Source organism: Microbacterium barkeri (assembly GCF_027921765.1).
Taxonomy (GTDB): Bacteria; Actinomycetota; Actinomycetes; order Actinomycetales; family Microbacteriaceae; genus Microbacterium; species Microbacterium barkeri.
Genome location: NZ_BSEJ01000011.1, coordinates 48,391 through 69,184, shown reverse-complemented (window position 1 = coordinate 69,184; position 20,794 = coordinate 48,391). Strand labels below are relative to the sequence as shown.

Below are 20,794 nucleotides of genomic sequence, written 5' to 3'. Positions count from 1 at the left end.
GGTGGCGCGCGGGGTCTGGATCACGTTCGAGGGCGGCGACGGCGTCGGCAAGACGACGCAGGCGCGTCTGCTCGAGGACTGGCTCGCCGCCGAGGGGCGCACGGTCGTGCGCACGCGCGAGCCGGGCGGCAGCGACGTGGGCCAGCTCATCCGCGACATCGTCCTGCACCACCGCGGCGACATCGCGCCGCGCGCGGAGGCTCTCCTCTACGCGGCCGACCGCGCCCACCATGTGCGCGCGGTCGTCCGCCCCGCCCTCGAGCGCGGCGAGGTCGTCATCCAGGACCGCTACCTCGACTCGTCGGTCGCCTATCAGGGTGCCGGTCGCGTGCTCGACGCGGACGAGGTGCGCGATCTGTCGCTGTGGGCCGCGGAGGGGGCGCTGCCCGACGTGACCGTGCTGCTCGATCTCGACCCGGCCGCGGCGCGCGCACGGCTCGACGCCGACGACAAGCCCTTCGACCGGCTCGAGGCCGAGAAGGAGGACTTCCACCGTCGCGTGCGCGAGGCCTTCCTCGCGCTCGCGGCCGCCGAGCCCGAACGGTTCCTGGTCGTCGACGCAGCCCGCTCGCCGGAGACGCTCGCCGAGGCCATCCGCGCGCGCATCGCGCCCCTGCTCTGACCCCGCACGCGGGAGCGCGGAGGGCATTGTCGGCGGGGCTGGTTAGGCTGACGGTATGACCTCCGTCGCGGCGCCCGCTCTTCCGTGGGGGGATGTGTGGGGGCAGGACGAGGCCGTCGAGATCCTCCAGGCCGCTGCGTCGGGCGCGGGCTCGCTCGCGCACGCGTGGCTCATCACCGGTCCGCCCGGCTCCGGGCGATCGACCCTCGCGCGGGCGTTCGCCGCCGCGCTCATCGCGTCGGCGCCGGACGACACCGCGACGATGAAGCAGGTGCTCGCGGGAACGCACCCCGACCTCACCGCGCTGCGCACCGAGGGCGTCATCATCACGATCGCCCAGGCGCGCGCCCTCGTGGAGCGGTCGTACTTTTCGCCCTCGACCGGGCGGTACCGCGTGATCGTCGTCGAGGACGCCGATCGGATGACCGAGCGCACCTCGAACGTGCTCCTGAAGGCTCTCGAGGAGCCGCCGCCCGAGACCGTGTGGGTGCTCTGCGCGCCGAGCGATGCGGATCTGCTGCCGACCATCCGCTCGCGCGTGCGGCTCCTGCGCCTGCGCGAACCGGAGGTCGCCGACGTCGCCGCGCTCATCCAGGCCCGAACGGGCGTCGACGAGGCGACCGCCGAGCAGGCGGCTCGTCACGCGCAGCGCCACATCGGCATGGCGCAGCGGCTCGCGACCGACGCCGCGTCGCGCCGGCGCCGCGACGACACGCTGCGCGCCGTCATGCGGGTGCGGGGCATCGGCGACGTCGTCGAGGTCGCGGGCGAGATCGTCCAGGCCGCCACGGACGATGCCAAGGCCCTCACCGCCGAGCGCGACGAGGCAGAGCGCGCCGCCCTCCTGCGGACGGTGGGCGTCGTGGAGGGCGCCCGGATCCCGCCGGCGGTGCGCGCGCAGATCACGGCGCTCGAGGACGAGCAGCGCAAGCGCGCCACGCGCAGCCTGCGAGACGGGATCGATCGCGTCCTCACCGATCTGCAGTCCCTGTACCGCGACGTCGTGCTCCTGCAGCTCGGGCGGGAGGAGGGCCTCATCAACCTCGAGCTCCTCGACGACCTCCGAGCGCTGGCGGGCGCGTGGAAGCCCGAGCGCACGCTGGTCGTGCTCGACCACATCGCCGAGACGCGCGACGCGCTCGAGAAGAACGTGCAGCCCACGCTCGCGCTCGAGAGCCTGCTCGTCACCATCGTCAGCGGAAGGAAGACATGACCATCGCCCGTCATCCCCTCCGGAGGCGGTTCGGCCGTCTGACGGCCGTCGTCGCGGGTCTCTCGGCGGCCGCCCTTGCGCTGTCGGGCTGCCTCACCGCGCAGATCCCGGTCGAGGGGGAGGGGCAGTCGGGAACCGTCCTCGGCGCCGAGCCCGTGCTCGACGGCGTTCCCGACGAGCTGCTGCCGTTCTACGACCAGCAGCTCGAGTGGACGCCGTGCGGCGGCGACTTCCAGTGCTCGACAGTCACCGCGCCGCTCGACTGGGAGCACCCCGACGCGGGCGAGATCGAGCTCGCCGTGATCCGCCAGACCGCGCTCTCCGGGCGGGCACAGGGATCGCTGCTGACCAACCCGGGCGGTCCGGGCGGCAGTGGTGTCTCCTTCATCCGCGAGAACATCGCGTGGTCGATCGGCGACGCGCTGCAGGAGAGCTACGACGTCATCGGATGGGATCCGCGCGGCGTGGGCGCGTCGACCGCCGTCCGCTGCTTCGACGCGGATGAGATGGACGCCTACCTCTACGACATCCCGCAGGGTGAGCGCGGCTCCGCCGAGTGGGAGGCGGAGCTCGAGGAGCGCGCCGAGGCGTTCGCGAACGCGTGCGCCGAGAACAGCGACGGGCTGCTCGAGTTCATCACGACGGAGCAGTCGTCGCGCGACCTCGATCTGCTGCGCGCCGTCCTCGGCGAGACCGAGCTCGACTACCTCGGGTTCTCGTACGGCACGTTCCTCGGAGCGACCTACGCCGAGAACTTCCCGGATCGCGTCGGCCGCCTCGTGCTCGACGGGGCGATCGATCCCTCCACCTCGGGGGAGGACGTCGGGGTGACCCAGGCGGTCGGCTTCGAGAACGCCCTGCGCACCTACATGGAGGCGTGCGTGGCAGGTGACACGGGCGCAGCCTGCCCCTTCGCAGGGTCGGTCGACGACGCGATGAACGACCTCTCCGCACTGCTCGCGAGCGTCGACGCGCGCCCTCTGCCCTACGACGACGGGCGCGAGCTCGGCGCCGATGCGCTCATGACGGCCATCATCGCGGCGCTCTACAACGAGGCGAACTGGATGTACCTCACGGAGGCGCTCGCGGGGGCCCTCGAGGGCGACCCGTCGACCGCCTTCTTCCTCGCGGACTTCTACAACGGCCGCGAGAACGGCGAGTACCAGGACAACTCGACCGAGGCCTTCAACGCCTACAACTGCATGGACTACCCGGAAGACCCCGAAGAGGCGGTCGAGGAGACCGAGCGGCGGATCGCGGAGGAGGCGCCGACGATCGCGCCGTACTGGTCCGGCGCATCCGCCTGCGAGTACTGGCCCTACCCGCCGACGGGCGAGCGCGGCGAGATCTCCGCCTCCGGAGCCGCGCCCATCCTCGTCGTCGGCACGACGGGCGATCCGGCGACCCCGTACGAGTGGGCCGAGGCGCTCGCAGCCCAGCTCGAATCGGGGGTGCTGCTCACGTACGAGGGGGAGGGGCACACGGCGTACAACGGCGCGAGCGACTGCATCAACGACGCCGTGGAGGCGTTCCTCGTCGACGGCACCGTGCCCGAGGACGGGCTCGTCTGCTCCTGACCGGACTGCTCTGACGCGAAACGCCCGGCCGACGCCGTCGGTTCGCAGCACGGGCTCCGACCCGGTATGCTTGATTCTCGTGCCGCTCGGGCGGCGCGAGATCGCCACCTTAGCTCAGTCGGCAGAGCGATTCACTCGTAATGAATAGGTCGTCGGTTCGATTCCGACAGGTGGCTCCGATACAGAAGGCGCGCTCCATCCGGGGCGCGCCTTCTGCCATACCGACGGAGCCCCATGGACGCGAGCCACGTGATCGGAGCGATCACCGAGATCTTCTCGTGGATCGGCTTCGGTGCGGCGCTCGTCCTCGGTCTCATCGCGATCATCGCGCGCCTCGCGGACGGCACGTGGGTCCCCGTTCGGGCGTTCGTGCTGTCGGAGCAGGAGCCGCCGATCCTGCGCTGGTTCACGGTGGGTCACACGGTCGGGGAGGCGCCGCTCACGCCCGAGCTGCGCGCGGCCGCCGGCGATGCCGACGAGGTCGACGTCTTCACGAATCCGCAGCGCCCGGGGTCCGTGCGACTCCACCAGCACTCGCCGCTGCCCCGATTCCTCGGCTGGGGCGCGATCGCGTTCGGCGGGCTCGGGGTCGTGTCGACGATCGTGCAGCTGATCCTCGTGGCGATGCGCTGAGCCGCGCTCAGGGGCAGCGGAGCTCGCCGTCCACGAGGGCGTGGTCGACCTTGTGCGCGCCGCAGCGATGACAGGGCGTGCCCTTTCCTTCACCCACCTGCGCGGGGCCGGCCAGGCTGATCAGGGTGGTGTTGAACCACTGGTAGAAGCCACCCGCCTCACGGATGCGGGTGCGGAGGGGTGTTCGCTCGACGCGTGCGTGCATGTAATTAGTGTACTAACGAATAGACCTCGATAGGGTAGTCGGGTGACGGACCATCGCGAGGACCTGCTGAAGCTCGAGAACCAACTGTGCTTCGCGATCGTGACGGCCGCGCGCAACGTCGTGTCGATCTACCGGCCCGTGCTCGAGCCCCTCGGGCTGACGCACCCGCAGTACCTCGTGATGCTCGCCCTGTGGGAGAAGGCCCCGCGCACGCTCCGTGAGCTGTCCGCGGAGCTCGCGCTCGAGCCCGCGACCGCGTCGCCCCTCGTGAAGCGTCTCGAGGCCCAGGGTCTTGTCCGTCGCGAGCGCCGACCGGATGACGAGCGGCGGCTCGCGATCGGGCTCACGGAGGAGGGCGCCGCCCTGCGCGAGCAGGCGCTCGCCGTTCCCGAGCAGATCATGGCGCGCGTCGGCCTCGACGCGGCGCAGCTCGCGAGCATTCGGGATTCGCTCGCGCCCTTCTCGGGGAACCTGGACGCCTGACGTCGACCCGGGGGAGGCGTACGCTCGGACCATGAGCAGGGCGCTTCTCATCGTCGACGTGCAGAACGACTTCACCGAGGGCGGTGCGCTCGCGGTCGCGGGCGGCGACGCCGTGGCCGAGGGGATCACGCGGCACCTCGCCGAGCATGCGGGGGAGTACGCGGCGATCATCGCCTCGCGCGACTGGCACGATGCCGATGGCGACAACGGCGGGCACTTCGCCGTGGGCGCCGATCCCGATTTCGTCGACACGTGGCCCGTGCACTGCGTCGCGGGCACGCCAGGGGCCGACTACGATCCCGGGCTCGACACCGCCTCGGTCACACACCATGTGAAGAAGGGCCAGGGACGCCCCGCCTACTCGATGTTCGAGGGTCAGACGGATGACGGCGAGACCGTCGGCCGCATCCTCGATGCGCGCGGGATCGAGGCTGTCGACGTCGTCGGCATCGCGACCGATCACTGCGTCCGTGCGTCCGCGCTCGACGCGATCGCGCATGGCCAGCACGTCCGCATCCTCACCGGGCTCATCGCGGGGGTCGGCGCCGAGTCGTCGGAGGCGGCGCTCGCCGAACTCGAACACGCGGGAGCCGAGATCGTCTGAATCTCAGGCGGCCTCCACGGGCTGCCGCAGGATGGTCCGCCGTCGCTCGGGCGGGACCCTGCGGAAGTCGCTGAGGTAGACCTCGTGATGGCGTCCCGTCATCCGCAGGCCGTGCTGCGGGATGAACGCATCGTGCATCCGCTCGAGGACGGGCCCTTCATCGTCGAAGGAGCCCACGTGCAGCGTCTGGACGGCCCGCCCCTCGTCGAGCAGCTCCCAGCGCAGCTCCGCGAGTCGGGGCGGGTTCTTCGCCGCCGCCTTCCCGATGGCGGCGTCGACGAGGCCGGCGTCGATCCAGTCGGGTGTGCGGATGACCAGGGTCCAGTTCCACGCGGACTTGTCGCGGGCCGTCGTGAAGCTCGCCATGTCGTCGGCGCTCCAGAGGCCCTCGAGCGGCGGGACGACGTAGTCGCGTTCGAGCTCCTGCTTGCTGGCGAACTTCAGCGCGTAGGCGACGGGGTACAGGGTCTCGATCGCCTCCGCGAACGCGGGGGAGGTGTTCGGATCGCCGTGCCCGTCGACCATGAGGTATCGCGCGGGCTCGAGATCGACGATGCGGAACTCGCCCTGCCGCGCGCGGTACGCGTCGAGGGTCTTCCGCAGGTCGATCTTGTCCGCCATGCGGCTCAGCGTAGTGCCGGCCTCAGACGTACGTGCGGGCCAGTCGCAGCGCGGATGACGTGTAGCCGCCGCGGAAGAGGTGCGCATGCATGATGACGATCCCGAGCTGATGCAGCCCGATGCGCTCGCGCCATCCGTCCGCGAGCGGGGAGGCGTCGTCGTAGCCCGCGTACACGTCTTCGAGATGCGGGAAGCCGAAGACCGAGAGCGTCGCGAGGTCGGTCTCGGCATGGCCACCGTGCGCCATGGGGTCGATGAGCGCGGCGCCCGACGGGTCGTCGGCGTAGAGGACGTTCCCCGCCCACATGTCCCCGTGGACGCGTGCGACGGGACGGCCCGTCGCGCGCACGAGCGCGGGCTGCGGATGGTCGAGGGCGCCGGCTCGCAGCCGGGATGCGAGCCGGTGGAACACCGCGGCGTCGTCTTCGTCGATCACGCCGTCGTCGCGCAGGCGCCGGGCGAACACCTCCACCCGGTGCTCGGCGTAGAAGGCGCCCCACGTGTCCGCCGCTTCTGCGGCGTCCACGACGAGCGGAGTGCGCGACCGGCCCATGCTCCGCGCGCCCGAGTGCTCCGGGGGAGGGCAGCCCCACCAGGCCGCGCCCGCCGCGTGGGTGCGGGCGAGCGCGTGGCCGAATGCGCGCGCCGCCTCCGCGGACGGCGCGGCCTCGTCGATCCGCTCGAGGACCAGCCGATCGCGGTCGGCGGAGACGACCCGCGCCACGCGCGCACCGCCATCCGCCTCCGCGAGCCATCGGAGCCCGGCCGCCTCGCCGAGCAGGTCGTCGCCGTCGCGTCGTGTCTTCGTGAACGTGTCGCCCATCGAGGACGAGGGTAGCCGTCGCGGGCTGCGGTCCGACTAGCATGGGCGTCATGCAATGCCGGTGAGCCGCTTCCGCCCCCTGATCTCGCGCATCTGCGCATCTCGGAAGGACCTCCTGCATGCCCTCTCTCCCTCTGTCCGGCAAGACCGCCCTCGTCACCGGCGTCTCGCGACGACGCGGCATCGGATTCGCCGTCGCCGCGCGTCTCGCCGCACTCGGCGCGAGCGTCTTCATCCACCACTTCCGCGCGCACGACGTCGACCAGCCCTGGGGAGGGGACGACATCGAGGCGCTCACCGAGCAGCTGCGCGGCCATCTCGCTCCGGGCGCCCGCCTCGGCGACCGCGCAGCCGACCTGCGCGACCCCGCGGAGATCCCTGCCCTGCTCGACGACGCCTTCGCGCTCACCGGCGGTGTCGACATCCTCGTCTGCAATCACGCGCGCAGTGGCGGCGACGGGAGCCTGCTCGACATGACCGCGGAGCGCCTCGACGAGCACTGGCAGGCGAACGGGCGCTCGGTGCTGCTGCTCACCGCCGAGTACGCGCGTCGCATCTCGGGTGTGACGCCCGACGCCGCGCTGCGCCCGGGGGACCACGTGGGTCGGCGGGGTCCCTTCCCGGAGCCGACCGGGCGGGTGTTCTGGATGACCTCGGGCCAGATCCACGGCGCCATGCGCGGTGAGGTGGCGTACGCGACGAGCAAGGCCGCGCTCGCGGGCATCACGGCGACGGCCGCGGCCGAGCTCCTCGACGTGGGGATCGTGCTGAACACGGTCAATCCGGGGCCCGTGAACACGGGGTACCTCGACGCCGACTCGACGGACCGCGACCTGAGCGGCATCGAGGAGGCGCTCGCGCGCACCGCGTTCGGCCGCTTCGGGCGGCCGGATGATCCCGCGCACCTCATCGGATGGCTCGCCACCGACGAGGGGGCGTGGATCGTCGGGCAGGTGCTCACGAGCGACGGCGGATTCTCGCTCGGGTGAGGCGAGCGCGGCGTCGCGAGGTGGCGTCTGGTGGGCCCAGAGGGGCTCGAACCCTCGACCTACGGATTAAAAGTCCGCTGCTCTACCGACTGAGCTATAGGCCCGAGACCACTTTACGCGGACCCGGTGGTAGCTTCGGGCCATGCTCGACAGACGCACCTTCACCGACGAAGAGCAGGCGTACGCGCGCGAGTGGTTCGAGGAGACGCTCCAGGCCGCCCGCGACGTCCACACGATCGGCGAGCGCCGCGCGTCGGAGGGCATCCTCCTCGCGCTCGACCGCTGGTTCGTGCACCGGCTGCGCAGCGTCGCCGGCGAGGACACCAACCCGCTCACCGAGGTCTCGCTCGTCGTCGAGGCGATCATGTCGGACGGCGTGCTGCGCGAGCACCCGCCGATCGTCTACGACCGCTCGCGCGCCGTGCTCGGCAACGCGATCGGCGAGCATCTCACGCTCACCTTCGACGACGTCGAGCGCCTCGGCGGGGCGTTCCTGCAGGAGATCGCCGCGCGCTACTCCGCGCCGCGCTGACGGGGAAAGCCTATCCGTCCGGCATGTGCGTCGCCCCGGAGACCGGGGCGCGACCCGGGCGTAGCCTTTTCGGGATGAGTGCGGAGTTCAGCAAGCCGGTGCGCCGGCCCTCGGAGATGTTCGACCGGCTGTTCGCGGGGAGCGACCCGGCCGAGGTCTCGCGCGCGGCGCACGCGACGGCCGTCGCGCTGCTCTCGCGCGTGCGCGACGAGGCCGACGCGGATGTCGTCGAGCGGCTGATCTCGTTCACCGCGCACCACGGCATCGACGACATCGCCGAGCTGTGGTCGCAGTCGCCCGCGCGCTCGCTGCCCGGCTCGCTCTGGCGCCTCTACCTCGTCCAGCTCTCGATCCACGACGACCCGCACACGGCATCGCTGCTGTACGAGCGCGGAAGGGTCGAGCTGCACTCGGCCGATCCGGTGATCGCCGGGGCGCCGACGCCGGCGGGGCCGCAGGAGCTCGTGCGCCTCATCGACACCATCCTGCACGGCGCCTTCACGGGCGATTACGCCGTCGCGCTCGATCGCACGGCAGCGTACTGCCGGGTGGTCGCGTCCGGAGCGACGCACCTCGCCGACGATTACGAGCCGACCGAGCCGGAGCGGTCATCCGCCCTCACGACGCGGGCACTGCGCCTGTCGGCCTTCGCCGCCGATCTCGCGGTGGCGGCGCGCCTGTGGCGCCGGGACGCCCTCGAGTGACCGGGGCATGAAAAAGGCCGAGCCGCAGAAAACGCCTCTCGGCGGAAGGCCGCTCGCAGCGGCAGAATTTGGAGCCCGGGGTTACTGCGGCCCGGCCATCACAGTCTAACGGGCACCCCCTGCCGGGTATTCCCATGGGGCATTCAGCACGCGGCGCCCCTCGGGCGTGCCGGGCTGGCCGGGCGTGCCGGGCCCTGTTGCGACGTTCCCTGCCCGGCTTGCACCGGCCATCCTGCCGCCGGGGTGTGCGCCGATTCGGATCGGTGGGGCGGATGGTGTCTGCTGGGGCGGACACGCGCACACGCGCCTCACGGGTCCGATTCCGCGCACGGGCGGCCCGGGCGAGGGCGTCTCCGGATTCGGATCGGTGGGGCGGATGGTGTCGGTTGTGGTGGACACGCGCACACGCGCCTCACGGGTCCGATTCCGCGCACGGGCGGCCGGGGCGAGGGCGTCTCCGGATTCGGATCGGTGGGGCGGGGCGTGCGCCGATTCGGATCGGTGGGGCGGATGGTGTCTGCTGGGGCGGACACGCGCACACCAGCCCCAGGAGTCCGATTCCGCGCACGGGCCAGCCACACGCTGCAGGCGGGGCCGGCGCGGGCGTGCCGGGCGGTGTGCGCGCAGAGCGGCCCGCCGCCATCCGCCCGCCATGCAGAAGGGCCGGCCCCGCGGAAGCGAGACCGGCCCTTCGGGCACGGGGCGGTTCAGCCGAAGCGACCCGAGACGTAGTCCTCCGTCGCCTGCACCTGGGGCGTCGTGAAGATCTTCGTGGTGTCGTCGTACTCGATGAGCTTGCCGGGCTTGCCGGTGCCCGCGATGTTGAAGAACGCGGTCTTGTCGCTCACGCGCGACGCCTGCTGCATGTTGTGCGTGACGATGACGACCGTGTAGTCGTTCTTCAGCTCGCTGATGAGCTCCTCGATCGCGAAGGTCGAGATCGGGTCGAGGGCCGAGCAGGGCTCGTCCATGAGGATGATGTCGGGCGAGACCGCGATGGCGCGCGCGATGCACAGACGCTGCTGCTGACCGCCCGAGAGGCCCGAACCGGGCTTGTCGAGGCGGTCCTTGACCTCGTTCCAGAGGTTCGCGCCCGTGAGCGACTTCTCGACGAGGGCGTCGGCGTCGCTCTTCGAGATGCGCTTGTTGTTGAGCTTGACGCCCGCGAGCACGTTCTCGCGGATCGACATCGTGGGGAAGGGGTTCGGGCGCTGGAAGACCATGCCGACCTGGCGGCGGACGAGCACGGGGTCGACGCCCGGCCCGTAGAGGTCCTGGCCGTCGACGAGCACCTGGCCCTTGACGGAGGCACCAGGGATGACCTCGTGCATGCGGTTGAGCGTGCGGAGGAAGGTGGACTTGCCGCAGCCCGACGGGCCGATGAACGCCGTCACGGTGCGGGGCTGGATGTCGATCGAGACGCCCTCGACGGCGAGGAAGTCGCCGTAGTAGACGTTGAGGTCGTTGACTTCGATGCTCTTGGACACGGGGGTTCCTTCGTTGTGGTCGGAGAAGTCTCGGCTCAGCGGCCCGCGGTCTTCGGGGCGAAGACCTTCGCGATGAGACGCGCGACGAGGTTGAGCAGCATGACGATGAGAATGAGGGTGAGGGCGGCCGCCCACGCGCGCGCGACCGCGGCGTCGGGGCTCGTGCCCTGGTTCATGTACTGGTTGTACGCGAACACCGGCAGCGTCATCATCTGCCCGTCGAACAGGTTGGTGTTGAGGCTGAGCGTGTACCCCGCCGTGAGGAGGAGCGGTGCGGTCTCGCCGATGACGCGCGCGATCGCGAGCATGATCGTCGTCGTGATGCCGGCGATCGACGTGGGGAGGACGACCTTCACGATCGTGAGCCACTTCGGCACGCCGAGCGCGTACGAGGCCTCGCGCAGCTCGTTCGGGACGATGCGGAGGAGCTCCTCGCTTCCGCGGACGACGACCGGGATCATGAGCACCGCGAGGGCGAGTGCGCCCATGAAGCCCATCGAGATGCCCGGGCGGATGAAGAGCGCGAACACCGAGTAGATGAACAGACCGGCGACGATCGACGGGATGCCCGTCATGACGTCGACGAAGAAGGTGATCGCCCGCGCGAGCTTGCCGCGGCCGTACTCGACGAGGTAGATCGACGTCATCAGGCCGATCGGCACCGCGATCAGGGTCGCCATGAGCGTGATGAGGACCGTGCCCCAGATGGCGTGCACGATGCCGCCGCCCTCGCCGACGATGTTGCGCATCGAGTACGAGAAGAACTCGGCGTCGAAGCGCTGGATGCCGTTGACGACGACCGTCCAGAGGAGCGAGACGAGCGGGAGGAGCGCGATCACGAACGCGGTCGACACGAGCGCCGTCATCACCCGGTCGACGGCCTTGCGGCTGCTCTCGGCGATCGACGACGTGACCGCGATGAGCAGGATGTAGAGGATCATGCCGACGATGAGCGCGCCGGCGATGTTGAAGTCGGCCAGCTCGCCGCCGGCGGCGATGATGCCGAAGACGATGGAGGAGGCGACGAAGCAGCCGACGAGAAGGGCCCACGGGGCCCAGCCCGGCAGGCGTCCGGAGGTCAGGCGCGCGCTCTGCGCGGGGGCGGCGATGGCGGCCATGTCAGTTGGCTCCCGAGAACTCGGCGCGGCGCGCGACGATCCAGCGCGCGAACGCGTTGACCGCGAAGGTCACGATGAAGAGGATGAGGCCCGTCGCGATGAGCGTGTTGACGCCCGAGTCGTGCGCCTCCGGGAAGCGGAGGGCGATGTTCGCCGGGATGGGGGTCGGGTTCGTCGAGGTGAGCAGCTCGAACGTGATGGCGCCGGAGGCCGACAGGACCATCGTCACGGCCATCGTCTCGCCGAGGGCGCGCCCCAGACCGAGCATCGCCGCCGACACCATGCCGCCGCGCGCGAAGGGGAGCACGGCCATCCGCACCATCTCCCAGCGGGTGGCGCCCAGCGCGAGGGCGGCCTCCTCGTGGAGCTTCGGCGTCTGCAGGAACACCTCGCGCGAGATGGCGGTCATGATCGGGATGATCATCACGGCGAGCACGAGGGAGGCGGTGAGGATGGTGCGCCCCGTCGGGGACACCTGGCCCGAGAAGAGCGGGATCCAGCCGAGGTTCTCGTTGAGCCACGCGAAGAGGCCGACGAGCATGGGCGCGAAGACGAGGCCGCCCCACAGACCGAAGACCACGGAGGGCACCGCGGCCAGGAGGTCGATGATGTAGCCGAGGACGGCGGCCAGTCGTCGAGGCGCGTAGTGCGAGATGAAGAGCGCGATGCCGATGGCGATCGGCGCGGCCACGATGAGCGCGATCAGCGACGACCAGACGGTGCCGAAGATCAGAGGCCACACGTAGGACCAGAACGACTGGCCGCGCAGCATGTGGTTGTCGGTGGTGTCCGCCTCGAAGGCGGGGATGCTCTGGACGATCAGGAAGAGCGCGACCGCGGCGAGCACGATGAGGATGATCAGTCCGGCGCCGAGGGCCGTGCCGGAGAAGATCCGGTCTCCGAGCCGCTGCTTCGCCTTGATGGGCTCGCCCGGCGCGGGCGCTGCCGGCGGCGCTTCCTCCGCCGTCTTCTCAGAGATGCTCATGTGCTCCCAGTCCTCGGGTCATCGTGGGGGTCGTCGTCTGCGGGGCTTCGCGACAGTGCCCTCGCATCCTGCCGAGGAATCCTTCCTCGGACAAGGGCGCGAGGGCACCGTCGCTCAGCTGTCCGCCGTGAGGTTGTGTCAGTCGACCTGGATGAGGTCGATGGCCGCGAGCACCTGCTCGCGGAGGCCGTCGGAGATCGGCGCGCTGCCCGCGTTCTCGGCAGCGGCCTCCTGGCCCTCGGCGCTCGCGATGTACTCGAGGTACGCCTTGATGAGAGCGGCCTGCTCCTTGTCCTCGTACTGCTCGCAGGCGATGAGGTAGCTCACGAGAGCGATCGGGTACGCGCCGTCGGTGGCCGAAGCCGGGTCGACGTCGAAGACCAGGTCGGCCTCGCCGCGGCCCTCGACCAGCGGCGAGTTCTCGACGAGGAGCGAGGCGGCCTCCGCCGAGTAGGCGACGAACTCGCCGTCGACCTCGACGTGGACCTGGCCGAGGTCGCCGACCTGCGAGGCGTCGGCGAAGCCGATCGTGCCGTTGCCGCCGCTGATCGCCTGGATCACGCCGGACGTGCCCTGTGCGGCCTCGCCGCCCTCGAGCGGCCACTCGTCCGAGGGCTCGTCGGTCCACACGTCCGGAGCGGTCGCCTGGAGGTACGTCGTGAAGGTCTCCTGCGTGCCCGAGGGGTCGGAGCGGTGAACGGGCGTGATCGCGAGGTCGGGCAGCTCGACGTCGGGGTTCGTCGCGGCGATCGCGTCGTCGTTCCAGTTCGTGATCTCGCCCTTGAAGATGCCGGCGATCGTCGCGGCGTCGAGGTTGAGCGTGTCGATGCCCTCGAGGTTGAAGGCGACGGCGACCGGCGAGATGTAGAGCGGCACCTCGACGATGTCGTCGGTCATGCAGGCGCCGAAGCCGCCTGCGGCGACCTCGTCGTCGTCGAACGCGCGGTCGGAGCCGATGAAGGCGCTCGCGCCGGAGAGGAAGTTCTCACGACCCGTGCCCGAGCCCGTGGGCTCGTAGTTCACGGTGACGTCGGGGTTGGCGGTCTGGAACGCGGCGACCCAGGCCTCCTGCGCGGCGGTCTGCGACGAGGCGCCCGTCGCGTCGATCGTGCCGCTGAGCGCGCTGTCGCCGCCGGTGCTGCCCTCCGTCTCGGGGGTGGCTCCACCCTCGTTCGCGGCGCAGCCCGCGAGAGTGAGGGCGGCGATGGCGCCCACGGCCGCCAGGCTCGAAAGACGAGTGATCTTCACTGTGAATCCTCATTCGGTTCAGTGTCAGGGACAGCCCCGCCGGGTCGCAGGGCACGTCGTGACGCTAGGAGTGCCCGGTGAAGAGACTGCGGTGCGCAGGTGAACGGACGGTGAACGCGCCTGGACGAATGCCGAGGACGGCCGACGGCCTGACCGGCGCGGCCTCTCACGGAGCTCTACCATGCAGGGATGGCGAAGACACCCGAGCGCGAACGCGCAGCGCACAAGGCCCTCCAGGAAGCCGCGAAGGCGGTCTCGACCGCGAAGAAGGCCGCGAAGCGGCTCCCGAAGAAGGCCGCGCAGCGCCTCGAGCCCCTCATCGCCGATGCGGCCGAGATCGCCGGGACCTCGGCCAAGAGCGCATCGAAGGTGCCCAAGCGCACGGCGCGCCGGGCCGAGGAGGCCGCAGCGGCGCTGCGCTCCGCCACCGAGGCCGCGGTCCGGAAGGCCGAGGAGAAGGCGGCCGCGGAGAAGCCCGCGCCGAAGAAGAAGGACGCCGCGAAGCCCGCCGCGAAGCCTGCCGCGAAGAAGGACGCGAAGCCCGCGGCGAAGAAGGACGCGGCGAAGAAGAACACCGGGAAGAAGAAGGACGCGAAGCCCGCCGCGAAGGACGCCGCGAAGAAGAAGGACGCGAAGCGCGCGGATGGCGCGAAGGGCGATCGCAGGAAGGCAACGGAGAAGGAGAAGCGCGCAGCGGACGCGGCCAAGCGCACGGTCGTGCGACCGCCGGCGATCGCGCCGATCGAGCGGATCGTGGAGGAGATCGCCGCGGCGCCCGCCGCGCCCGCTCCACGGCGTGCGCGCCGTTCCGCCGCACCGGAGCCCGCGTCGGACGAGCTGGCCGGTCTCACGGTCCCGGCCCTGCGGGCTCGTGCTCGGGAGGCGGGCCTCTCGGGCTACTCGCGCCTGACGAAGGCCGCGCTGATCGATCTCCTGCGCCGCTGAGCCACGAGGCGGAGACACGCAGAGGGCGCCTCGGAATCCGAGGCGCCCTCTGCGTGAGGGGTCAGAACGCGTAGTCCACGACGACCGGGGCGTGATCCGTCCAGCGCTCGGCGTACGACGCGTGACGATCGACGCGGTACGTGCTGACGCGCTCCGCGAGCGGCGGCGTCGCGAGCTGGTAGTCGATGCGCCATCCGGCGTCGTTGTCGAAGGCCTGACCGCGCTGCGACCACCAAGTGTACGGGCCCGGCACCTCGCCGTGGAAGCGGCGCCCGATGTCGACCCAGCCGAGGCCCGTGCCGGTCGTGCCGTCCGCGCAGTCGACGGTCTCGCCCTCGGCGCCGAGCCAGCGGTCGAAGTAGGCGCGCTCGCGCGGCAGGAAGCCCGCCTTCTTGAGGTTGCCCTTCCAGTTCTTGATGTCGAGCTCGCGGTGGCCGACGTTGAGGTCGCCCGTCACGACCGCGAGCGCGCCGTCGGCGGCGAGCTCGGGAAGCCGGAGGTCCATCGCGTCGAGGAACGCCCACTTCTGCTCCTGCTTGGGAGTGTCGGCCTCGCCCGTGAACACGTACGCGCTGACCACCGTGAGCTTGTGACCCTCCACCTCGAAGTCGGCCTCGAGCCAGCGCCCGTTCGACTCGAGCGCGTCGTCGCCCAGGGCGATGCTCGACGCCGTCGGCTCGAGGCGGCTCGCGATCGCGACGCCCGCGCGCCCCTTCTGGAGGGCCTTGTCCTCGAGGATGTGCCATCCGGGCAGCGCCGCGTCGAGGTGCTCGCGCTCGCCGCGCACCTCCTGCAGTGTGAGGATGTCGACGTCGGCAGCATCCAGCCATCCGGCCATCCCCTTGCGGGCGGCTGCGCGGATTCCGTTGACGTTGACTGTGGCGACGCGGATCGTTCGAGACATGATCTCGACACTACCGAGGGGGTCGGACGTTTCGACTCGCTGGCGCTCGCTCAACGACCGGGGGCGGCTCGCTGCGCTCGCTGAGTGTCGACTCGCTGGCGCTCGCTCAACGTCCGGGGGCGGCTCTAGAGGACGCTGTCGCGGCCGCCCTCATGCAGGCGGCCGACGACGCCCTTGACGCGCTGCGCGTGCTCGTTCGTCGTGACGAGAAGGGCGTCGTCGGTGTCGACGACGATGAGGTTCTCGACGCCGATGACCGCGATCACGCGGTTGGTCTGCGACACGATGAGACCCGTGGACTCGTCGACGATCACCTTGTCGTTCGGCCCGAGCACGCTCATCCGCTCGCCGTCGCCGTCGGAGATGAGGTTCGACAGGCTCGCGAAGTCGCCGACGTCATCCCAGTCGAACTGGCCGGGGACGACGGCGAGGCGCCCCTTCGCGGCCGCGGGCTCCGCGACGGCGTAGTCGATCGCGATCTTCTTGAGGGTCGGCCAGACGCGTGCGACGGTCTCGTCCTTGCGCGCGGGGTCATCCCACGCATCCGCGATCTCGACGAGGCCCGCGTGCAGCTCGGGCTCGTTCGCCTTGAGCTCGTCGAGGATGACGTCGGCGCGCGAGATGAACATGCCGGCGTTCCAGAGGAACGAGCGGTCGGCGTAGTAGCGGCGGGCGGTCTCGAGGTCGGGCTTCTCGACGAACGCGTCGACCATGGCGGCCAGCGGCGCGTCGTCGATGACGAGCTCGCCGCCGGTCTTGATGTACCCGAAGCCCACGGCGGGCTCGGACGGCTGGATGCCGATCGTGCAGATGTAGCCCTCGCGCGCCACGGCGACCGCCTGGCGCACCGTGAACTCGAACACCCGCTGCCGCTTGATGACGTGGTCGGCCGCGAACGAGCCGATGATGACGTCGGGATTGCGGCGGTGCAGGATGGCCGCGGCCAGGCCGATCGCGGCGGCCGACTCGCGCGGGTCGGCTTCCACGAAGACGTTGTGCTCCGGCATGTCGGGGAGCGTGTTCTCGACCTTCGGGCCGTGCGCGCGTCCGGTCACCACGGCGATGTGCTCGCGGTCGGCCAGCGGCAGGAGCCGATCCCATGTCTCCTGGAGCAGCGAGCGGCCGGAACCGGTCAGATCGTGGAGGAACTTGGGCGTCTCCGCGCGGGACAGCGGCCACAGCCTCGAGCCCACCCCGCCTGCGGGGATGACGGCGAAGAAGTCCTTGATCGGTTCTGGCATGAGCACCAGGCTACAAGGCGTCGCCTCCGAACCCCGGGAGGCGCGGAATCACGCGGAGTAAGGGTGCCCTGACCTCTCGACGTCGAGATAGTTAGGCGATCCTCAATGGCCGCTTCGGCGCCCCTGGGAGTAGCCTGAAGGGCGATCGGCGGCAGGTCCACGAGCCGCCTCGCAGGCCCTGAGAGCAGGAGGACGATCTTGTCCGCTACCGCGCGACCGACGCCCCGGGTGTCGGAGACGACGTCGAGAACACCGAGGGGCACCCTGTACCGCGGCCGCGAGGGCATGTGGTCGTGGGTGCTGCACCGCATCACCGGCATCGCCATCTTCTTCTTCCTTCTCGTGCACGTGCTCGACACCGCGCTCATCCGCGTCTCGCCGGAGGCGTACAACGCGGTGATCGGCACGTACCAGCACCCGATCATGGGCATCGGCGAGATCGCGCTCGTCGGCGCGATCGCGTTCCACGCGTTCAACGGGCTGCGCATCATCCTCGTCGACTTCTGGTCGAAGGGCGCGAAGTACCAGCGCCAGCTCTTCTGGGGAGTCCTCGGCGTCTGGGCCGTGGTCATGGCCGGCTTCGTTCCGCGTCAGCTCATGAACGTGTTCGGCGACTTCGGAGGAGGACACTGATGACCGCCGCAGACCTCGCCGCACCCCGCTCCCCGCAGCGGCCCGCCAGCCGCGGTGTCAACCTCGAGAAGTGGGGATGGCTCTACATGCGCGTGTCGGGCGTCCTGCTCGTCGTGCTCATCTTCGGCCACCTGCTCGTGAACCTTGTGCTGCCGGAAGGCGGCGTCCACGCGCTGAACTTCGCGTTCGTCGCGGGCAAGTTCGCGTCGCCGTTCTGGCAGTGGTGGGACGTGCTCATGCTCTGGCTCGCGTTCATCCACGGCGCAAACGGCATGCGCACGATCGTCAACGACTACGTGCAGGGCAAGACCGTGCGCACCGCGCTCGTGTGGGTCATCGGCATCGTCGCCGCGCTCATGATCGTGCTCGGCACGCTCGTGGTGTTCACCTTCGACCCGTGCGCCGGCGTGTTCGGTGCGTTCGAGAACCCCGACAGCGCGCTGTTCGAGGTCTGCCAGGCTGCGGCCAACTGACAGGGATTGACGGAAGAGACGTGACGACACAGCACACCGACGCCGTGCTCAAGGACGGCGTGTACTACCACGAGTTCGACATCGTGATCGTCGGCGCCGGCGGCGCCGGCATGCGCGCGGCCATCGAGGCCGGCCCGGGCGCGAAGACCGCCGTGATCACGAAGCTGTACCCCACGCGCTCCCATACGGGAGCCGCGCAGGGCGGCATGGCCGCAGCCCTCGCGAACGTGGAGGAGGACTCCTGGGAGTGGCACACGTTCGACACGGTGAAGGGCGGCGACTACCTCGTCGACCAGGACGCCGCGGAGATCCTCGCCAAGGAGGCGATCGACGCCGTCATCGACCTCGAGAACATGGGCCTGCCGTTCAACCGCACGCCCGACGGCAAGATCGACCAGCGCCGCTTCGGCGGTCACACGGCCGAGCACGGCAAGAACCCCGTGCGCCGCGCGTGCTACGCGGCCGACCGCACGGGCCACATGATCCTGCAGACGCTGTTCCAGAACTGCGTCAAGCTCGGCATCAACTTCTTCAACGAGTTCTACGCGCTCGACCTCATCACCGTGAAGGACGCGGACGGCACGACGAAGATCGCGGGCGTCGTCGCCTACGAGCTCGCCACGGGCGACCTCCACGTCTTCCACTCCAAGGCCGTCATCTTCGCGACGGGCGGCTTCGGCAAGGTCTTCAAGACGACGTCGAACGCGCACACCCTCACGGGCGACGGCGTCGGCATCGTGTGGCGCAAGGGCCTGCCGCTCGAGGACATCGAGTTCTTCCAGTTCCACCCGACCGGCCTCGCCGGCCTCGGCATCCTGCTGACCGAGGGCGCGCGCGGCGAGGGAGCCATCCTCCGCAACGCCTCCGGCGAGCGGTTCATGGAGCGCTACGCGCCGACGATCAAGGACCTCGCCCCGCGCGACATCGTCGCGCGCTGCATGGTCAAGGAGGTCCTCGAGGGCCGCGGCGCCGGACCCAACAAGGACTACGTCTACCTCGACTGCACCCACCTGGGCGCCGAGGTGCTCGAGACGAAGCTGCCCGACATCACGGAGTTCGCGCGCACGTACCTCGGCGTCGACCCCGTCGTCGAGCCCGTGCCCGTGATGCCGACCGCGCACTACGCGATGGGCGGCATCCCGACGAACAACGACGCGCAGGTGCTCGCCGACAACACGACCGTCGTCCCCGGCCTGTACGCGGCGGGGGAGTGCGCGTGCGTGTCGGTCCACGGCGCCAACCGACTCGGCACGAACTCGCTGCTCGACATCAACGTCTTCGGCAAGCGAGCGGGCCGCCATGCGGTCGAGTACGTGAAGACCGGCGAGCTCGTCCCGCTGCCCGAGGACCCGGCGAAGGAGGTGCGCGAGCTCGTCGAGCGCATCCGCACCGCCAACGGCACCGAGCGCATCGCCGACATCCGCCGCACGCTGCAGGAGCAGATGGATGCGAACGCGCAGGTGTTCCGCACCGAGGAGACCCTGACGAACGTCATGGGCACCATCCACGACCTGCGCGAGCGCTACAAGAACATCTACGTCGACGACAAGGGCAAGCGGTTCAACACCGACCTGCTCGAGGCGATCGAGCTGGGCTTCCTGCTCGACCTCGCCGAGATCGTCGCCTACGCCGCCCGAAACCGCAAGGAGAGCCGCGGCGGCCACATGCGCGAGGACTACCCCGACCGCGACGACGAGAACTTCATGAAGCACACGATGGCCTACCTGACCGGCGACCCGCACTCGCCGGACCCGGAGGACCACATCAAGCTCGACTGGAAGCCCGTCGTGTTCACCAAGAACGAGAAGGGCGAGTTCAACTACCCGCCGATGGAGAGGAAGTACTGATGTCGACCGTCGCAGAGGCGCCCGCCGCCGAGACCGCCATCCAGTCGTACCTCGTCACGTTCATCGTCCGGCGCTTCGACCCGGAGACCGACAGCGAGCCCCGCTGGGTCGACTACGACGTCGAGATGTACCCGACCGATCGCGTGCTCGACGCGCTGCACAAGATCAAGTGGGAGGTCGACGGCTCGCTGACCTTCCGCCGTTCGTGCGCGCACGGCATCTGCGGGTCGGACGCCATGCGGATCAACGGGCGCAACCGTCTCGCATGCAAGACGCTCATCAAGGACCTCGACATCTCGAAGCCGATCTACGTCGAGGCGATCAAGGGCCTGCCGCTCGAGAAGGACCTCGTCGTCGACATGGACCCGTTCTTCGCGGCGTACCGTGACGTCCAGCCGTTCCTGCAGGCGAACAGCGCGCCCGCCAAGGGCAAGGAGCGCGTGCAGTCGATCGCCGATCGCGAGCGCTTCGACGACACCACGAAGTGCATCCTCTGCGCGGCGTGCACCTCGTCGTGCCCCGTGTTCTGGACCGACGGGCAGTACTTCGGGCCCGCCGCCATCGTGAACGCGCACCGCTTCATCTTCGACTCGCGCGACGACGAGGCGCAGGTGCGCCTCGACATCCTGAACGACAAGGAGGGCGTGTGGCGCTGCCGCACGACCTTCAACTGCACCGAGGCGTGCCCGCGTGGCATCGAGGTCACGAAGGCCATCGCCGAGGTCAAGCAGGCCATCCTCAAGGGCGGCCGCTGACCTTCGCCCGCGACGGGGCCCGGGAGTTCCCCGGGCCCCGTCGTCGTGTTTGTAACTATCGCGTTGCGGTCGCCCGGATCGTCGTTTCGCACGGTGTGAGCGAACTAGCGTGAGCATATTGGCCCCGGGTCGGTTCGGGGCCCGCACACTCT

At 70.2% G+C, this 20,794-nt stretch carries 23 protein-coding genes and 2 tRNA genes; 15 read left to right on the top strand and 10 right to left on the bottom strand.

The genetic code is table 11. From position 1 onward, the window contains the following. Nucleotide 1: 1 nt before the first annotated feature. From tmk to PKE79_RS11760, 5 genes are all read left to right on the top strand, one after another. Entirely contained in the window at nt 2–622 is a 621-nt protein-coding gene (tmk, locus tag PKE79_RS11780; RefSeq protein ID WP_271173886.1) for a dTMP kinase, read from the top strand. A gap of 55 nt (nt 623–677) precedes the next feature. After that, on the top strand, nt 678–1,835 hold the full coding sequence (locus PKE79_RS11775; protein ID WP_271173885.1) for a DNA polymerase III subunit delta': 1,158 nt from the start codon (nt 678–680) through the stop codon (nt 1,833–1,835). After that, nucleotides 1,832–3,412 carry an alpha/beta hydrolase gene (locus tag PKE79_RS11770; RefSeq protein ID WP_271173884.1) on the top strand — a complete coding sequence of 527 codons (1,581 nt, stop codon included), beginning with the start codon at nt 1,832–1,834 and terminating at the stop codon, nt 3,410–3,412. Before PKE79_RS11775 ends, PKE79_RS11770 begins: the two co-directional genes overlap by 4 nt. Nucleotides 3,413–3,515: 103 nt before the next feature. Beyond that, nucleotides 3,516–3,588: transfer RNA gene (locus PKE79_RS11765), tRNA-Thr, on the top strand. A 58-nt stretch (nt 3,589–3,646) separates the two neighbouring features. After that, the gene (locus tag PKE79_RS11760) at nt 3,647–4,045 is read left to right on the top strand and encodes a hypothetical protein (protein WP_271173883.1); all 399 of its coding nucleotides are present in this window, start codon (nt 3,647–3,649) and stop codon (nt 4,043–4,045) included. Between the two features lie 7 nt (nt 4,046–4,052). Here the strand turns inward: PKE79_RS11760 and PKE79_RS11755 are convergent, their stop codons facing one another. Beyond that, the gene (locus PKE79_RS11755) at nt 4,053–4,250 is read right to left on the bottom strand and encodes a hypothetical protein (RefSeq protein ID WP_271173882.1); all 198 of its coding nucleotides are present in this window, start codon (nt 4,248–4,250) and stop codon (nt 4,053–4,055) included. Between the two features lie 42 nt (nt 4,251–4,292). Here PKE79_RS11755 and PKE79_RS11750 point away from each other — a divergent pair, with 42 nt between their 5' ends. Both PKE79_RS11750 and PKE79_RS11745 read left to right on the top strand, forming a co-directional pair. Then, on the top strand, nt 4,293–4,733 hold the full coding sequence (locus PKE79_RS11750) for a MarR family winged helix-turn-helix transcriptional regulator (RefSeq protein WP_271173881.1): 441 nt from the start codon (nt 4,293–4,295) through the stop codon (nt 4,731–4,733). A 31-nt stretch (nt 4,734–4,764) separates the two neighbouring features. After that, nucleotides 4,765–5,337, top strand: coding sequence for an isochorismatase family protein (locus PKE79_RS11745; protein WP_271173880.1), 573 nt, complete (start codon nt 4,765–4,767; stop codon nt 5,335–5,337). Between the two features lie 3 nt (nt 5,338–5,340). On the opposite strand, the gene PKE79_RS11740 is transcribed toward PKE79_RS11745, so the two are convergent. Both PKE79_RS11740 and PKE79_RS11735 read right to left on the bottom strand, forming a co-directional pair. Next, a complete protein-coding gene (locus tag PKE79_RS11740) occupies nt 5,341–5,958 on the bottom strand; it encodes a GyrI-like domain-containing protein (RefSeq protein ID WP_271173879.1) in 618 nt (205 codons plus the stop codon). A 22-nt stretch (nt 5,959–5,980) separates the two neighbouring features. Then, the gene (locus PKE79_RS11735; protein WP_271173878.1) at nt 5,981–6,781 is read right to left on the bottom strand and encodes a fructosamine kinase family protein; all 801 of its coding nucleotides are present in this window, start codon (nt 6,779–6,781) and stop codon (nt 5,981–5,983) included. Nucleotides 6,782–6,900: 119 nt separating this feature from the next. Here PKE79_RS11735 and PKE79_RS11730 point away from each other — a divergent pair, with 119 nt between their 5' ends. Next, complete coding sequence (locus PKE79_RS11730; protein ID WP_271173877.1) at nt 6,901–7,770, top strand: SDR family oxidoreductase; 870 nt, start codon at nt 6,901–6,903, stop codon at nt 7,768–7,770. Between the two features lie 28 nt (nt 7,771–7,798). Here the strand turns inward: PKE79_RS11730 and PKE79_RS11725 are convergent. After that, nucleotides 7,799–7,874 (bottom strand) — tRNA-Lys (locus tag PKE79_RS11725). Nucleotides 7,875–7,912: 38 nt separating this feature from the next. Here PKE79_RS11725 and PKE79_RS11720 point away from each other — a divergent pair. Together PKE79_RS11720 and PKE79_RS11715 are read left to right on the top strand one after the other, a co-directional pair. Next, complete coding sequence (locus PKE79_RS11720) at nt 7,913–8,302, top strand: hypothetical protein (RefSeq protein ID WP_271173876.1); 390 nt, start codon at nt 7,913–7,915, stop codon at nt 8,300–8,302. Between the two features lie 74 nt (nt 8,303–8,376). Beyond that, entirely contained in the window at nt 8,377–9,006 is a 630-nt protein-coding gene (locus tag PKE79_RS11715) for a DNA-directed RNA polymerase subunit beta (RefSeq protein ID WP_271173875.1), read from the top strand. 707 nt (nt 9,007–9,713) lie between these two features. On the opposite strand, the gene pstB is transcribed toward PKE79_RS11715, so the two are convergent. The 4 genes from pstB to PKE79_RS11695 all read right to left on the bottom strand — a co-directional run bounded on the left by pstB (nt 9,714) and on the right by PKE79_RS11695 (nt 13,844). Further along, on the bottom strand, nt 9,714–10,493 hold the full coding sequence (pstB, locus tag PKE79_RS11710) for a phosphate ABC transporter ATP-binding protein PstB (protein ID WP_271173874.1): 780 nt from the start codon (nt 10,491–10,493) through the stop codon (nt 9,714–9,716). Between the two features lie 35 nt (nt 10,494–10,528). Then, a complete protein-coding gene (gene pstA, locus PKE79_RS11705) occupies nt 10,529–11,611 on the bottom strand; it encodes a phosphate ABC transporter permease PstA (protein WP_271173873.1) in 1,083 nt (360 codons plus the stop codon). 1 nt (nt 11,612) lies between these two features. Beyond that, the gene (gene pstC, locus PKE79_RS11700) at nt 11,613–12,596 is read right to left on the bottom strand and encodes a phosphate ABC transporter permease subunit PstC (RefSeq protein ID WP_271173872.1); all 984 of its coding nucleotides are present in this window, start codon (nt 12,594–12,596) and stop codon (nt 11,613–11,615) included. A 138-nt stretch (nt 12,597–12,734) separates the two neighbouring features. Further along, a complete protein-coding gene (locus PKE79_RS11695; RefSeq protein ID WP_271173871.1) occupies nt 12,735–13,844 on the bottom strand; it encodes a phosphate ABC transporter substrate-binding protein PstS in 1,110 nt (369 codons plus the stop codon). A gap of 189 nt (nt 13,845–14,033) precedes the next feature. On the opposite strand from PKE79_RS11695, the gene PKE79_RS11690 reads away from it, so the two are divergent. Beyond that, nucleotides 14,034–14,789 carry a hypothetical protein gene (locus PKE79_RS11690; RefSeq protein ID WP_271173870.1) on the top strand — a complete coding sequence of 252 codons (756 nt, stop codon included), beginning with the start codon at nt 14,034–14,036 and terminating at the stop codon, nt 14,787–14,789. A gap of 61 nt (nt 14,790–14,850) precedes the next feature. Here the strand turns inward: PKE79_RS11690 and PKE79_RS11685 are convergent, their stop codons facing one another. Both PKE79_RS11685 and PKE79_RS11680 read right to left on the bottom strand, forming a co-directional pair. Then, entirely contained in the window at nt 14,851–15,693 is an 843-nt protein-coding gene (locus tag PKE79_RS11685; RefSeq protein WP_271173869.1) for an exodeoxyribonuclease III, read from the bottom strand. Between the two features lie 125 nt (nt 15,694–15,818). Continuing rightward, the gene (locus PKE79_RS11680) at nt 15,819–16,934 is read right to left on the bottom strand and encodes a mannose-1-phosphate guanylyltransferase (RefSeq protein ID WP_271173868.1); all 1,116 of its coding nucleotides are present in this window, start codon (nt 16,932–16,934) and stop codon (nt 15,819–15,821) included. 198 nt (nt 16,935–17,132) lie between these two features. On the opposite strand from PKE79_RS11680, the gene sdhC reads away from it, so the two are divergent. Genes sdhC through PKE79_RS11660 form a run of 4 tightly spaced genes read left to right on the top strand, consistent with a single transcriptional unit; the run spans nt 17,133 to nt 20,642 of the window. Beyond that, nucleotides 17,133–17,567: a succinate dehydrogenase, cytochrome b556 subunit gene (gene sdhC, locus PKE79_RS11675; protein WP_271173867.1), complete on the top strand. Its 435-nt coding sequence runs from the start codon at nt 17,133–17,135 to the stop codon at nt 17,565–17,567. Further along, on the top strand, nt 17,567–18,040 hold the full coding sequence (gene sdhD, locus PKE79_RS11670) for a succinate dehydrogenase, hydrophobic membrane anchor protein (RefSeq protein WP_271173866.1): 474 nt from the start codon (nt 17,567–17,569) through the stop codon (nt 18,038–18,040). Before sdhC ends, sdhD begins: the two co-directional genes overlap by 1 nt. 20 nt (nt 18,041–18,060) lie before the next feature. Then, a complete protein-coding gene (gene sdhA / locus PKE79_RS11665; RefSeq protein ID WP_271173865.1) occupies nt 18,061–19,887 on the top strand; it encodes a succinate dehydrogenase flavoprotein subunit in 1,827 nt (608 codons plus the stop codon). After that, the gene (locus PKE79_RS11660; protein WP_271173864.1) at nt 19,887–20,642 is read left to right on the top strand and encodes a succinate dehydrogenase iron-sulfur subunit; all 756 of its coding nucleotides are present in this window, start codon (nt 19,887–19,889) and stop codon (nt 20,640–20,642) included. The genes sdhA and PKE79_RS11660 overlap by 1 nt, the downstream gene beginning before the upstream one ends. Nucleotides 20,643–20,794 lie beyond the last annotated feature (152 nt).

Coding starts and splice junctions, on each gene's coding strand:
- PKE79_RS11775 (WP_271173885.1), top strand. CDS start 678: ATGACCTCCGTCGCGGCGCCCGCTCTTCCGTGGGGGGATGTGTGGGGG.
- PKE79_RS11770 (WP_271173884.1), top strand. CDS start 1,832: ATGACCATCGCCCGTCATCCCCTCCGGAGGCGGTTCGGCCGTCTGACG.
- PKE79_RS11760 (WP_271173883.1), top strand. CDS start 3,647: ATGGACGCGAGCCACGTGATCGGAGCGATCACCGAGATCTTCTCGTGG.
- PKE79_RS11755 (WP_271173882.1), bottom strand. CDS start 4,250: ATGCACGCACGCGTCGAGCGAACACCCCTCCGCACCCGCATCCGTGAG.
- PKE79_RS11745 (WP_271173880.1), top strand. CDS start 4,765: ATGAGCAGGGCGCTTCTCATCGTCGACGTGCAGAACGACTTCACCGAG.
- PKE79_RS11740 (WP_271173879.1), bottom strand. CDS start 5,958: ATGGCGGACAAGATCGACCTGCGGAAGACCCTCGACGCGTACCGCGCG.
- PKE79_RS11735 (WP_271173878.1), bottom strand. CDS start 6,781: ATGGGCGACACGTTCACGAAGACACGACGCGACGGCGACGACCTGCTC.
- PKE79_RS11730 (WP_271173877.1), top strand. CDS start 6,901: ATGCCCTCTCTCCCTCTGTCCGGCAAGACCGCCCTCGTCACCGGCGTC.
- PKE79_RS11720 (WP_271173876.1), top strand. CDS start 7,913: ATGCTCGACAGACGCACCTTCACCGACGAAGAGCAGGCGTACGCGCGC.
- PKE79_RS11715 (WP_271173875.1), top strand. CDS start 8,377: ATGAGTGCGGAGTTCAGCAAGCCGGTGCGCCGGCCCTCGGAGATGTTC.
- pstA (WP_271173873.1), bottom strand. CDS start 11,611: ATGGCCGCCATCGCCGCCCCCGCGCAGAGCGCGCGCCTGACCTCCGGA.
- pstC (WP_271173872.1), bottom strand. CDS start 12,596: ATGAGCATCTCTGAGAAGACGGCGGAGGAAGCGCCGCCGGCAGCGCCC.
- PKE79_RS11690 (WP_271173870.1), top strand. CDS start 14,034: ATGGCGAAGACACCCGAGCGCGAACGCGCAGCGCACAAGGCCCTCCAG.
- PKE79_RS11685 (WP_271173869.1), bottom strand. CDS start 15,693: ATGTCTCGAACGATCCGCGTCGCCACAGTCAACGTCAACGGAATCCGC.
- PKE79_RS11680 (WP_271173868.1), bottom strand. CDS start 16,934: ATGCCAGAACCGATCAAGGACTTCTTCGCCGTCATCCCCGCAGGCGGG.
- sdhD (WP_271173866.1), top strand. CDS start 17,567: ATGACCGCCGCAGACCTCGCCGCACCCCGCTCCCCGCAGCGGCCCGCC.
- PKE79_RS11660 (WP_271173864.1), top strand. CDS start 19,887: ATGTCGACCGTCGCAGAGGCGCCCGCCGCCGAGACCGCCATCCAGTCG.